Annotated in this window: 10 protein-coding genes; 3 read left to right on the top strand and 7 right to left on the bottom strand. The window is 71.9% G+C overall.

Annotated features, from left to right (window positions below; translation table 11 throughout):
- Positions 1 to 88: 88 nt before the first annotated feature.
- Genes ACIBK5_RS21080 through ACIBK5_RS21100 form a run of 5 tightly spaced genes read right to left on the bottom strand, consistent with a single transcriptional unit; the run spans position 89 to position 7178 of the window.
- Positions 89 to 1441 (bottom strand): ABC transporter substrate-binding protein, encoded by a 1353-nt coding sequence (locus tag ACIBK5_RS21080; RefSeq protein WP_399021404.1) that lies wholly within the window; start codon positions 1439 to 1441, stop codon positions 89 to 91.
- Positions 1442 to 1501: 60 nt separating this feature from the next.
- On the bottom strand, positions 1502 to 2794 hold the full coding sequence (locus ACIBK5_RS21085) for a sugar ABC transporter permease (RefSeq protein ID WP_399021405.1): 1293 nt from the start codon (positions 2792 to 2794) through the stop codon (positions 1502 to 1504).
- Entirely contained in the window at positions 2785 to 3564 is a 780-nt protein-coding gene (locus ACIBK5_RS21090; RefSeq protein WP_399021406.1) for an ATP-binding cassette domain-containing protein, read from the bottom strand. The genes ACIBK5_RS21085 and ACIBK5_RS21090 overlap by 10 nt, the downstream gene beginning before the upstream one ends.
- 15 nt (positions 3565 to 3579) lie before the next feature.
- Positions 3580 to 4662 carry a substrate-binding domain-containing protein gene (locus ACIBK5_RS21095; protein ID WP_399021407.1) on the bottom strand — a complete coding sequence of 361 codons (1083 nt, stop codon included), beginning with the start codon at positions 4660 to 4662 and terminating at the stop codon, positions 3580 to 3582.
- Complete coding sequence (locus tag ACIBK5_RS21100) at positions 4659 to 7178, bottom strand: SpoIIE family protein phosphatase (protein WP_399021734.1); 2520 nt, start codon at positions 7176 to 7178, stop codon at positions 4659 to 4661. Before ACIBK5_RS21100 ends, ACIBK5_RS21095 begins: the two co-directional genes overlap by 4 nt.
- A gap of 744 nt (positions 7179 to 7922) precedes the next feature.
- On the opposite strand from ACIBK5_RS21100, the gene ACIBK5_RS21105 reads away from it, so the two are divergent.
- The gene (locus ACIBK5_RS21105) at positions 7923 to 8843 is read left to right on the top strand and encodes an aminoglycoside phosphotransferase family protein (RefSeq protein ID WP_399021408.1); all 921 of its coding nucleotides are present in this window, start codon (positions 7923 to 7925) and stop codon (positions 8841 to 8843) included.
- Positions 8844 to 8961: 118 nt separating this feature from the next.
- Here the strand turns inward: ACIBK5_RS21105 and ACIBK5_RS21110 are convergent, their stop codons facing one another.
- Together ACIBK5_RS21110 and ACIBK5_RS21115 are read right to left on the bottom strand one after the other, a co-directional pair.
- Positions 8962 to 10053 (bottom strand): lytic polysaccharide monooxygenase, encoded by a 1092-nt coding sequence (locus ACIBK5_RS21110; protein WP_399021409.1) that lies wholly within the window; start codon positions 10051 to 10053, stop codon positions 8962 to 8964.
- A 192-nt stretch (positions 10054 to 10245) separates the two neighbouring features.
- The gene (locus ACIBK5_RS21115) at positions 10246 to 11166 is read right to left on the bottom strand and encodes a LysR family transcriptional regulator (protein WP_399021410.1); all 921 of its coding nucleotides are present in this window, start codon (positions 11164 to 11166) and stop codon (positions 10246 to 10248) included.
- A gap of 303 nt (positions 11167 to 11469) precedes the next feature.
- Between ACIBK5_RS21115 and ACIBK5_RS21120 the strand changes: the two genes are divergently transcribed.
- Both ACIBK5_RS21120 and infA read left to right on the top strand, forming a co-directional pair.
- A complete protein-coding gene (locus ACIBK5_RS21120) occupies positions 11470 to 12261 on the top strand; it encodes a GNAT family N-acetyltransferase (protein ID WP_399021411.1) in 792 nt (263 codons plus the stop codon).
- Entirely contained in the window at positions 12258 to 12482 is a 225-nt protein-coding gene (infA, locus tag ACIBK5_RS21125; RefSeq protein ID WP_031047878.1) for a translation initiation factor IF-1, read from the top strand. Before ACIBK5_RS21120 ends, infA begins: the two co-directional genes overlap by 4 nt.
- Positions 12483 to 12590: the final 108 nt, after the last annotated feature.

The raw sequence follows: 12590 nt of genomic DNA on the forward strand, positions 1-12590 counted from the left end.
TGCAGCCCTCTCCCGCCCCGTCAGGCGGAGGGGGGAGGCCCTCGTCGGCCGACGTGTCGGGGCGCTCCGTGCGGCGCTGACCGCCCGGTCACTCACCCCGGTACTTCGCCGCCGCGGCCTGGGCGAGGTCCTGCGCCTTGTCCAGCGCCGTGTCCACCGACTGCTGCCCGGCGATGGCCGAGGCGATCTGCTGGGAGACCGCCGTACCCAGCACGGCGAACTCGGGAATGCCCAGGAAGCCGATGCCGGTGTACGGGCGGGGGCCGACGCCGGGGCTCTTCGGGTCGGCGGAATCCGTCGCCGCCGTGTACTCCTGCCGGTACCAGGCGCCGGCCGCCTGCTGGTACTCGGGATTGGCGTAGAGCGACTTGCGGTTCCCGGCGGGCGCCGAGGTCCAGCCCAGCTCCTGGCCGACCTGCTCCTGGTACTCCTTGGAGGAGGCCCAGGAGATGAACTCCCACGCGGCGTCCTTGTCGTCGGAAGCCTTCTGGACGCCCCACGCCCAGGTCCACAGCCAGCCGGCCTTGTCGGTTCTGTCGTGCGGGGCCGGGACGTAGCCCACCTTGCCCTTGACCGAGGAGCCGTCGGCCTCGATCGACGAGGCCAGCGACGTGGCGTCGTACATCATGGCGCACTCGCCCTCGACGAAACTGTCCAGGATCTCCAGGACGCCCATCCGGTCGGCGTCGGGCTGGCCGTGCGAGCGCACCAGGTCGACGTAGAACCCGACGGCCTCCTTGAACTCGGGCGAGTTCAGGCGGGCGTTCCAGTCCATGTCGTACCAGGCGCCGCCGAAGGTGTTGACGACCGTGTTGATCGGGGCGAGGTTCTGGCCCCAGCCGGGCAGGCCGCGCAGGCAGATGCCGCTGGTGCCGTCGGTGCCGTCGATCCGGGCGGCCAGGCCGGCGACCTGCTCCCAGGTCGGGTTCGGCGGCATGACCAGCCCGTCCTTGCGGAAGAGGTCCTTGCGGTACATCAGGAAGGAGCCCTCGCCGTAGAAGGGCTCGGCGTAGACCTTGCCGTCCCGCCCGGTCAGCGACTCCAGCAGGTTGGGGAAGACGTCGTCCTGGTCGAATTCCTCGTCCGCCTTCACATAGGAGTCCAGCGGGGCGAGCCAGCCGTTGTTCGCGTAGATCGGCACCTCGTAGGCGCTCAGGCTCGCCACGTCGTAGTTGCCGGCCTGGGTCGCGAACTCGCGGTTCATCCGCTCCCGCGCCTCGTTCTCGGGCAGCAGGGTGTAGTCGACCGTGATACCGGTCTCCGCGGTGAAGTGCTCCTTGGTGAGCTTCTTGAGGGTCTGCACCTGGGGCGCGTCCATCGCGAGCACTTGGAGATCGGCCTGCTCGCCGCCGCGCGGGTCGGTGTCACCGCATCCGGCGAGGACGAGGCCCGCGGCGGCCGTGGCGGCCACGGCCATCTGCGCGAGGCGGCTGCGTTTCATGACAAGCCGCCTAGTACCCACCTTTGCCATTTATTAGGCATAAAGGGGCGAAAGAATGGTTTACGGACGTCCCCGTCGGGCCTCCCCGCGTCTGGAGAGCGCGTCGGCCGCCACCGCGGCCAGCAGCACGCCACCGGTGATCATGAACTGCACGGCGTCCTCGACCCCCAGCAGCCCCATGCCCGAGGCGATCGACTGGATGACCAGCACCCCGAGCAGCACTGACCAGGGCGAGCCGCGCCCGCCGAACAGACTCGTACCGCCGATGACGGCCGCCGCGATCGCGTTGATCAGCAGCATCCCGGAACCGGCGGCACGGGCCGTCGTGGGGCTCGCCGAGGTCAGCTCCGAGGCCACGAACAGCCCGCCGAACGCGGCCAGCGTCCCCGACACCATGAACATCGCGACGCGCACCCGCGCCACCCCGATGCCGGCCCGCCGCGCCGCCTCGACCCCGCCGCCGAGCGCGTACACCCGCCGGCCGTGGCGGGTGCGGCGCAGCACGTAGTCCGAGACGACCAGGACCACCAGGAAGATCAGCAGCGCGAGCGGCAGCCCCTGGAACCGGTTGAGGGTGTAGGCCGCGGCGAAGACGATCCCCGCGAGAAGACCGGTGCGCAGCCAGATGTCACCCGCCGGCCGGTGCGGCATCCCGGCGGCCAGATGGCGGGCGCGCTTGCGGCGGGCGGCCAGGAAGTACCCGGCCGTGCCGAGCGCCGCGACCGTGTAGGCCGCCGCGGGGTCCTCGAAGTGGCGGCTGGTCAGGGACGCGACCAGTCCCTCCTCGTCGATGTTGATCGTGCCGCTCGCGCCCAGCAGGTAGAGCGTCAGACCGTTCCAGATGAGCAGGCCGGCCAGCGTCACGACGAACGCGGGCACACCGAGCGAGGCGAAGAAGAACCCGTGGAAGGCGCCCACGGCCATGCCCACCGCCACCGCCACGACCACCGCGAGCCACTCCGGCATCCCGTGGTTCACGTTCAGCACGGCGAACGAGGCCCCCGCCAGACCGCTGACGGAGCCGACCGACAGATCGATCTCCCGGATCAGCAGCACGAACACGATGCCGACGGCGACCAGGCCGGTCCCGACGATGCCCACACCGAGGTTGGACAGATTGCGCGGCGAGAGGAACTTGTCGTCGAGCCCCTGGAAGACACACCAGATCACGATCAGCCCGGCGATGACCAGCAGCGGCCCGCGCTCACCGTCCCGCACACTGCCGCGCACCTCCAGGGCGTAGTCGCGCAGGTTGCCCGACCAGCCCCGGGTGCCTGCCCCACGGTCGGGCGCGACCGGCCCGGCGCTGCCCGGCCCGCCGCCCCCGTGCGGCCCGCCCCGGCTCACGGCCACGCCTCCTCGTCGCCTCTCGTGCGATGCGCCACGGCGTTGTCCGCCGCACCGGTGACGGCGGAGATGATCTGCTCCTGCGTAACGGTGCTCACGTCGAACAGGCCGTTGTTGCGGCCCAGCCGCAGCACGGCGACACGATCCGCGACGGCCTTGATGTCGCCCATGTTGTGACTGATGAGGATGATCGCCATCCCGCGGTCGCGCACCTCCTCGATGAGGTCGAGCAGATGGCTGGTCTGCTCCACGCCCAGGGCGGCGGTGGGCTCGTCGAGCAGCAGGACCTTGGGCGCTCCCATGAGCGAGCGGGAGATCGCGACGGCCTGCCGCTGACCGGCGGAGAGCGCCGCGACCGGCACCCGCACATCGGGGATCCGGATCGACAGGGCGCGCATCAGGTCACGGGAGCGGCGCTCCATCTCGACCTCGTCGAGGACGCCGACCCGGTCGATCTCACGGCCGAGGAAGAGATTGCCTACGACATCCAGGTTGTCGCACATCGCGAGGTCCTGGTAGACGGTCGCGATGCCCAGGGCGTGGGCGTCGTGCGGGCGTTTGATCTGCACGAGCCGCCCCTCCCACTCGACGACGCCCCGGTCGGCCGGGCTCACCCCCGAGATCACCTTGATCAGCGTGGACTTGCCGGCGCCGTTGTCGCCCGCCAGGGCCACGACCTCACCGGCCCGGACCTGAAGGTCGACGTCCACGAGCGCCTGCACGCCGCCGAACCGCTTGGAGATGCCGCGCAACGCCAGAACAGGGGGATGGGCCACGGGGAATCACGTCCCTCACCGAGTGAGCCCGATCCGGGCACAGGCCGGCCGGAGCTTCGGGGTGCAGATCTGGTCGATCGTGTAGACGCCGTCCCGGACGAGCGTCCGCCCGATGGTCCCGGCCGTCACGGCGGTCGGGGTGAGCAGCACCGCCGGGACGTCCTGCTCGGTCGGAGTGTCCATGGTCCGCGTGACAAGGGCGTCGAGGTCATTGCCGCGCGCCAGGGCGACGGCCATCGCGGCGGCCGCCTCGGTCTCCAGCCGGAAGGGCTTGTAGACGGTCATGTACTGCTCGCCCTCGACGATGCGCCGCACGGCGTCGAGATCGGCGTCCTGGCCGGTGACCGGGGGCAGCGGCGAGATACGGGCGCTCTTGAGCGCCGCGACGACACCGGCCGCGATCGAGTCGTTGGCCGCCAGCACCCCGTCGATCTGGTTCGGACCGAGGCCGTTGATCGCGGCGGACATGTGGTCGTTCGCGTTCTCCGTCCGCCACCCCAGGGTGTTGTACGACTTGAGGATCCGCACCTTGTCCTCCAGAACGGACCGGGACCCGCCCTCGTACCAGGCGGCGTTGGGGCTGGAGGGATCGCCGTTCATCATGACGACGCCGCCACCGTCGGCCTTGGCTCCCATGCCCTTCAGGAGTTGCTCGCCCTGGAGTCTGCCGACCTGGCCGCCGTTGAAACTGACGAAACCCGAGATCGGGCCCTCGGCCAGCCGGTCGTAGGCGACCACGGGGATGCCCTCGCGGTCCGCCGCCCGGACCGAGGAGCGCAGCGCCTTGGGATCCACGACGTCCAGGATCAGGGCCGAGACCCCCCTGGTGATCATGGAGTCCATTTGCTGCCGCTGGCGTGCCGCGTCGTTCTCGGCGTTGGCGTACACCACCGAGCACTCGGGGCACAGTTCCTTCACCCGCTTCTCGATCAGGGGCTTGTCGGACTGCTCCCAGCGGGGCACCGCGCGGCTCGGCAGCAGCAGGCCGAGGGTCAGGCTGTCGTCGCCCTCGTCGCCGCTGCCGGTACAGCCGGCCAGGGACGTGGCCAGGACACCGGCCATCAGGACGACGAAGACACGCCATCTGCGCCCTCTCACAGCGAACCTCCTTCATCGGGCGGCGCCGGACCCTGGCCGGGGGTCCGGTCCCTGTTCCGGTTGCGGAGTCGGCGGGCCGGGGGTGGGTCCGGGGCCGGGTTTCTGGCCTTGCTCCGGTCGCGGTTGCGGCCCATGCCCCAGCCGCGGTCGCGGACCAGGCCCCAGCCGCGGTCCCAGGTCCGGCCCGGCTCCGGCACCCGCTCCGGCTCGAGCCGCGGCGGTGCCGCCCCCTGCTCGGGTTCCGGTTCCCGTTCCGGATCCGGCCGGGACACGACGATCTCGCTCCACACCTGCTTGCCGCCGCCGACCGGCACCGAACCCCAGGCCGCCGACATCGCCTCGACCAGGAAGAGCCCACGGCCGCCCGTCGACTCCCAGTCCACCACCACCGGCTTCGCGGGCGCGCGCGGCGAGGAGTCGCTCACGGTCACCCGCAGCCGGTCCGCGGCCAGGGTCAGATCCACCCGGACCGCGCCCTGTGTGTGCACCAGCGCGTTGGTGACCAGTTCCGACACCACCAGCAGGACGGTGTCGGCCTCGGCCACGACGTCCCAGGAGCGCAGCGTGCGCGCGCTGAACCGGCGGGCGTGCATCACCGCGTCCGGCAGCCGCCACACCACCCAGCCCGCCCGCACCGGCCGGACCCGCATCCCGTCGTAGCGCAGCAGCAGCAACGCCACGTCGTCCTCACGGCGGCCGGCGTCGCCCAGCAGTTCGTCGGCCATCCGTCCCGGGTCGGCAGGGTCGGCCGCGGCGAGTGCCTCGCGCACCAGCCGCATGCCCTCGTCCACCTGCAGATCGGCCGACTCGACCAGGCCGTCCGTCACCAGCGCGAGCACCGAGCCCGGGGCCAGGGCCAGCGCCGTCAGCGGGAACTCCGCGTCCGCGAGGACGCCCAGCGGGAGCCCGCCCTCCACCGCGATCTCCTCGGTGCCGCCGTCCGGAAACCGCACCAGCGGGGACAGATGCCCGGCCCGCACGAACAGCGCGTTGCCCTCCTCCATGTCCAGTTCGACATAGCAGCAGGTGGCGAACAGATCGGTCTCCATGCCGACGAGCAGCCGGTTGGCGTGTCCGACGACCACGTCCGGAGGATGGCCCTCCACGGCGTAGGCCCGGACCGCCGTACGCATCTGGCCCATGATCGTCGCGGCCCCGGCGCTGTGCCCCTGCACATCACCGATGACCAGGGCCACCTTCCCCTCCGACAGCGCGATCACGTCGTACCAGTCGCCGCCCACCTGGAGCCCGCGCCGGGCGGGCAGATAGCGGGCCACGGCGGTGCCCCCGGGCAGCCGGGGCAGCCGGCGCGGCAGCAGGCTGCGCTGCAACATCGTCGCGAGCTCCTGCTCGGCGTCGTAGGCGTGCGCGCGCTTCAGGGCCTGCCCCACCAGCCCCGCGGTCGCCGTCAGCAGGGCCCGCTCCTCGGGGGCGAACTCGTGCGGCGCGTCCCAGCCGACCAGACACACCCCGGTCACCCTGCTCTTGGCCGGCAGCGGCAGGACCGCGAGCCCGCCGGGGCCGATCCCCGCGAGCCCGGGTTCCAGCACCGCACCCGCCGGCCACAGGCTCATCCGCCCGTCCCGCAGCGCCGCCTGGAGCGTGGGCAGGGCGGCGACCGGCGCGTCGGGCCACTCCGAGCGCCACTCGGCCCGCCACAGGTCCGGCCAGGCGGCGGCACCCGGCGGATCGAGCACGGTGACCGCCAGCCGGTCCTCCAGCAGTTCGGCGAGCGCCACCCGGTCGGCGTCCAGCGGCTCGCGCAGCGCGGCGACCACCACACGGCTGACGTCCCGGACCGTCACGGCGTCGTCGAGCGCGGCCGTCAGCCACTGGATCCGGGCGACATCGCTGGCGCTCCGGCGCAACACGGGGGCGGCGGTCACCACGCCGAGCACCCGCTCCGGAGCGCCGTCGGGCCCCTTGCGCACGCGGCAGTTCAGGCGCAGCCAGCACAGTTCACCGGTGGGCCGGCGGATCCGGAACTCCAGTTCCCGGCGGCCGGGGGTCTGCGCGGACGGTTCGATCACCGACAGCAGGGCGGGGACGTCCTCGGGGACGCTGCACGAGAGCAGGGTGTCGGTCTTGCCGTCGAAGCCGTTCTCGGGGATGCCGACGAGTTCGAGCAAGGCCTGGTCCGTCTCGACCAGGCCGGTGCCCGGCGCCAGGGCGAAGGAACCGACGCCCATGGCGCGCAGCGCCGAATCCAGCAGCGGTGAGGGGGCGCACCGGTCGGCCTCGCCCCGGAGCCGCCCCGCGACCGCCTCGGCATACCGTTCCAGGAACTCCCGCTGCTCGGCCCCGAAGCTGTCCCCGGCCTCTCCCACCACGACAAGGCACCCCAGCCACCCACCCGCGGCCCCCAGCGGCAACGCCCCGAGCGGGGCGGCGGCCCCGCCCTCCTCCCGACCGGCGAACACCACACCCCCGAGCCACAAGGCCCGCCCGGTCCGAAACGCCTTGGCGATGACCCCCGCTCCGTCAGCGGCCCCGGGCAGGACTCCGGGGGCGGCCAGGGACGGGGCCGATGCCGAGCCGGGCGCGGGGGAGTGGCGTGGGGTGGACGGGTCAGGTCGGGTCGGGGGTGAGTCGGAGGGTTCTGGGGTGGCTGAGCTCGGTTCCGGTCGGGGTGGGGCGTCGCTTTCCTCGGGCCGGGGTGGGGTGCTGTTCTGCTCGGGCTCGGGTGGGGTGTTGCTCTCCTCGGGCGTGGGTGGGGTGCTGCTTGGCTCTGGCCCGGGTGACACGGGTGGGGTGCTGCTTGGCTCCGGCCCGGATGACCCCTCCGAAACCGGCACACGCCCCGGCAGCCCGTACCCCTCCGGCCCGGCGCCGGCCGATTCCACCGAGCGGAGTTCCGTACCGTCCTCGCTCCGCACGTACACCGCCGCCAGTGCCACCCCGGCGAACGCCAGGACCCGTTCCCGCGCGGCGAGCTCCGGCGCGGGACCAGGCGGACCGGTGCTCCCGTTCCCCGGCGCCCGAAGACCGGGGACCGCGGCCCGGGCATCGCCGTAATGGGGCATGTCCGCATCCACCTCCCGTCCATGCCGCAGCCACCGGCAGGTGGGAGTCCCCGGAACTCAGGCGACGACGACACGGCGGATCCACGCCGCGTCTGAGCGGCAGGGCACCCACACAACAGAATCGCACACCTGGATATTCGCGACATATGGGGCGGTGGGTCCGACTCGGTCGGCACACCCCGCGTTTTCCGGCCACTCGTGCCCCTCCGTGCCGCCGCCCGGCTACCGTTGCCCCGCATGACCCACACCGAGATCGAGATCACGCCGGAACTGATCCGCGAGCTGCTGCGCGACCAGCACCCCGACCTGGCCGATCGCCCCCTGCGGCTCGGCGCGCGCGGCTGGGACAACCAGCTCTGGCGCCTCGGTGACGACCTGGCCGTGCGGCTGCCCTGGGCGACGGGTTCCGTGGACGTGCTGCTGCGCAAGGAGCACACCTGGCTCCCCGTACTCGCCCCGACGCTGCCTCTGGAGGTTCCGGTCCCGCAGCGCCTCGGTGAGCCCTCCGACCGCTTTCCGCACGCCTGGATCGTCACCACCTGGGTGCAGGGCGCCCCCGCCGACCGCGCCCCCGCCACCCGTGCCGCGGAATCGGCCGAGGCCCTGGCCGCCTTCCTGACGGCTCTGCACCGCCCCGCCCCCGAGGGCGCACCCGTGGGCCGGAACCGCGGCGGGCCGTTGTCCGAGCACGCCGAGGGGTTCGCCCACCAACTCGCCACGGCCATGGAGCTGGGCCTGGTCGAGGACCCGGAGGCGGTCCGGGCGATCCTGGACGACGCCGTCGCCGCGCCCGCCTGGACGGGCCCCGCGGTCTGGCTCCACGCCGACCTGCACGCGGCCAACGTCCTCACCGCCGACGGCACCTTCTGCGGTGTGATCGACTTCGGCGACCTCTGCGCCGGCGACCCCGCCTGCGATCTCGCCGCCGCCTGGAACCTGTTGCCCGACGGTGCCGCCGACCGCTTCTTCGACCTCTACCGCCCGGCCGCGGACCCCGCGACCCGGCGCCGCGCCCGGGGCTGGGCCGTCGCGCGCGCCCTCGTCTGCATGATCATCGGAGATGCCGGGGATCACGGCCGCCCGGGCGGCAAGTCCACCTGGGGCCCACCGGCCCGGGCCGCCCTGCACCGCCTCCTGGCCACGGCCGACCACATGTGATCCGGGTGGACGCCGTCACAGGACGCCGTCACCGGATGCCGTCACCGGATGCCGTCACCCGGCAGCGGGCCCGGCGACCGGGGCTCGCCGGTCACCGGGCCCGCCCGTAAGTGACGGTTCAGCCCACCCGGCAGGGCAGGCTCGTCGTACTGTCACCGCCCGGCGCGGTGGCCGTGTAGCCGAACGTCGTGCTCCTGCCTGGTGCCAGGGAGCCGTTCCAGCCGGCGTTGTGGACCATCACCGACTGGCCGTTGTAGGTCGCGTTGCCGCTCCACAAGCTCTCGATCTTGTGGCCGGCGGGGAGGTTCCAGTCGACCATCCAGCCGAGCATCGGGACGGTGCCGGTGTTGGTGACGGTCACCTCGGACTGGTAGCCGCCGTTCCAGCTGCCGGTCGTCCTGCGGGTGGCCGTGCAGGTGCCGGGCACCGGCTCGGACGGGTTGCCCGGCTCCTTGATGCCGGTCACCTCGCCGTTGCCGCCGTCGAAGACGATGTCGGAGCAGGAGTAGAAGGTCTCCTGGCTGTCGGAGCGCTGCCAGACCATGTAGATGATGTGGCGGCCGTCCTTGTTGGCCGGGAGCTTGCCCGTCCAGGCGTAGTTGGCCTCGACGGTGCCCGGGGAGCCGTTCAGCGGCGGGTGGTCGACGCTCAGGAACGGCTGTGCCTCCATGTCGTTCCAGGTGAGGGTCTTGGCCGGGTCGAAACCGTCCTTGGTGATGTAGACGTAGAACCAACCCGGGTGCGCCGCCCAGGCGTTGTACGAGAAGTCGACCGTCGCGCCCGAGGTGAGATGGGTGAGCGGCCAGTCCTTGCTGGGGGTGTTGAAGCCGGTGAAGTTGGTGTTGCCGCCGCTGCACAGCTCGCCGTCCGGCACGAAGCCGCGGGTGCGGCCGGCGCCGTCCGAGCGGAGCACCGAGAACCAGTTGTAGAACGGCGTGGTGCCGCTGGTCTGCTGGGCGGACCGGCAGGCCGGGTTGACCGGTTTGATCTCACCGGTGTCGGTCAGACCGTCCTGCCAGCACAGGAAGGTACGGCTGCCAGGCTTCATGGGCGTGCCGTGGGCCTCCGCCTCACCCCCGGCCGTCATGACCAGACCGAGGGCCGGGACGGTGACGAGCAGGGAGAGCATGACGAGGAAGAGGGCCCTGGCCCGGGTGGGGAGCGTTAATCGGCGCGTCGGGAGCCTTCCCGGTGTTTTTGTCAGGATCATGACAGCATCATCCGTTCCTTGGGATACGGGCCTGCGGATGCGTGTGTGGGGATGCGGGTGCGGATGCGCGGGGTGGGGGCGACTTCAGGGCGGGTTCCGGTCCACCGTTATGGGAGCGCTCCCACCCCGCTTGTTGCGGAAGTTAGCGCCGAGGGACGCGGTTGTAAACGGTTGTCGCACCCGGACTGCCGGTCAGGGCCCTTCTGATGGCCGCCGGCCTCGGCGCAGAACACGCTGGGCCGCCTGCCGCAGGGCCGCGACGAGCGGCTCGTCCCGGCGGCTCGGCAGCCAGCCCAGTGCTGCCGTCCAGGGTTCGAGGTCGGTGACGTCGACGTACGACACACCGCGGCGCGGATAGAGCCAGCGGGTCGTGTCCGGCGGCAGCTGGATCCCCTGCCCCATGGCGATGAGCGGCAGGGCGCTCTCGTAGTCGACGATGGCGTGCGGGCTGAACCGCACAGGGGTGCCGTCCGGTCGCGGGCCGGCGGACCAGAAGTCCCGGAACACCTTCGGGACCTGCTCCGACCAGCCGATGCGGGGCTCGTCGGCGAGGTCCGCGAGGGTCACCGCGTCCCGGGAGGCAAGGGGGTGACCATCGGCCATCGCGACACAGCGCGGTCCGCCTGCCAGCGCCAGGGTCTGGACGCCGTCGGGAACGGGCAGGAACAGGAACGCCGCGTCGACCTCGCCTCGCAGGACCGCCGGGCCGGAGTCGAAGCCCATGCGTACGACGTCGACCTCCACCTGCGGGAAGTTTTCCCGCAGTTCCTCCAGGACGGCCGGGATCGGGTCCATCGAGGTGATGGCCTCGAAGGAGCCGATCACGATCCGGCCCGCGGCCGCGTTGGCCTGACTCTCCGCCTCACGGCGCAGTTCCTCGGCCGCCTCCACCACGGTCCGGGCCCGCCCCACGAGCGCCTCACCCGCCGTGCTCAACACGACCCTGCGCGTCGTCCGATCCACCACGGCGACACCCAACCGCTCCTCCAGAGCGGTGATGTGCCGTGAGAACGTCGGCTGCGCCATGAACGCCCGCCGCGCCGCCCGCCCGAAGTGCAACTCCTCGGCGAGGAGCAGGAACAGCTGCAACTGCTGGATGCTCGGATACCTCACGTCGCTCCTGGTGCAGCCATGTCGCCGAGGCTATCAACGCCTAGAGCGGGATCAGTACGGTCCGCGGCCGGATGTCCAGCCCTTCGTCGCCGGCACGGGCGCGACAGGAGCTCAGCGGAAATGGTTGGAACGAGGCGACGGCCCGCTGCTACTTTCGCGGTGGACCGTGAAGTCGTCGTAAGGAGGTGAGCCCCGTGAACACAGTTACCCGTGGGTGCTCCCTCAACCCGTCACGGTCCGGCGGCTGACGTTCGGTGTCGCCAGGAGCGCCTGAGATCGAGGCACTCCTGGGAGGAGAAGCCGATGGACACAAAGCCTTTCACAGCCGGCCCGGGCGAGGACGCGGTGGTGATCACGCGCGTCGCGGACGGGCACTGGCATGCCCTGGAAGACGACCTGGTGGTCGGCCGCGGGCATGCGCGGCACCGGCCCGACGGACGCTTGTTCGTCAGTATCGACGCCTGGCGCGACGCCACCTTCGACCGGCTCGCCGAGGCGATGCTGGCGGAACTGCCGGCGCCGCTGTACACGGTGGTCGACGAAGCCGACGCCGAGCTGACGACCGCCTGGCGGCGGGCCGGTTTCACGATCCGGCGCCGTGAGTGGGAGTACGCCATGCCGACCGACCCGCGGGCCACCGGGCTGGGAGCGGTCCTGCCGCCCTCGGGTGTGACGCTCGTGCCCGCCGGTCAGGCGGACGAGAGTCTGCTGCGGGCGGTGGACCGCGCGATCCGCGACGAAGTCGAGGCGACCGTCGGGTGGCAGTCGATGCCCGCGGAGGTCATTCCCCACCTCGAAGGCGACACCATCGTCGACCCGTCGAAGTACGCGGTGGCCGCGGCGGCGGACCGCTACCTGGGGCTGATCCGGGTGGTGACGGCGATCCGGCCGCGCATCGGGCTGGTCGCGGTCCGGGCCGGCGAGCGGCGCCGAGGGATCGCGCGGGCGCTGCTGGCCCACGCGCTGGGAACGCTGCACCGCTCGGGGTTCGCCGAGGCCTGGACCGAGGTTCACGAGTCCAACCGAGCGGCCTCGGCGCTGTTCGAGGGCATCGGGGCCCGGCCGATGAGCAGCAACCTGGAGCTGGTGCGATGACGAGGAACAAGAACGTCATCGAAGTCGAGGGCAGGGTCGTCGAGTGCCTGCGCAGCGCCATGTTCACCGTGGAGCTCGAGAACGGCCATCAGGTGCTCGCGCACATCAGCGGGAAGATCCGCAAGAACTACATCAAGATCATGCTGGAGGACCGGGTGCTGGTGGAGCTCCCGCCCTACGACCTGACGCGCGGCCGGATCGTGTTCCGCTACCGGAACTAGCGGCGGTCGGCACCTTCCGCGGCAACTGATCCTGGGGCCCGGTCACGGCGTTTCCGTGGCCGGGGTCCCGAGGGTGGTTCGTACGGCCGCGGCGGGCTCCAGCCGTCG

The sequence above is a fragment of the Streptomyces sp. NPDC050546 genome, assembly GCF_044457425.1.
Taxonomy (GTDB): Bacteria; Actinomycetota; Actinomycetes; order Streptomycetales; family Streptomycetaceae; genus Streptomyces.

Coding starts and splice junctions, on each gene's coding strand:
- ACIBK5_RS21080 (WP_399021404.1), bottom strand. CDS start 1,441: ATGAAACGCAGCCGCCTCGCGCAGATGGCCGTGGCCGCCACGGCCGCC.
- ACIBK5_RS21105 (WP_399021408.1), top strand. CDS start 7,923: ATGACCCACACCGAGATCGAGATCACGCCGGAACTGATCCGCGAGCTG.
- ACIBK5_RS21110 (WP_399021409.1), bottom strand. CDS start 10,053: ATGATCCTGACAAAAACACCGGGAAGGCTCCCGACGCGCCGATTAACG.
- ACIBK5_RS21120 (WP_399021411.1), top strand. CDS start 11,470: ATGGACACAAAGCCTTTCACAGCCGGCCCGGGCGAGGACGCGGTGGTG.
- infA (WP_031047878.1), top strand. CDS start 12,258: ATGACGAGGAACAAGAACGTCATCGAAGTCGAGGGCAGGGTCGTCGAG.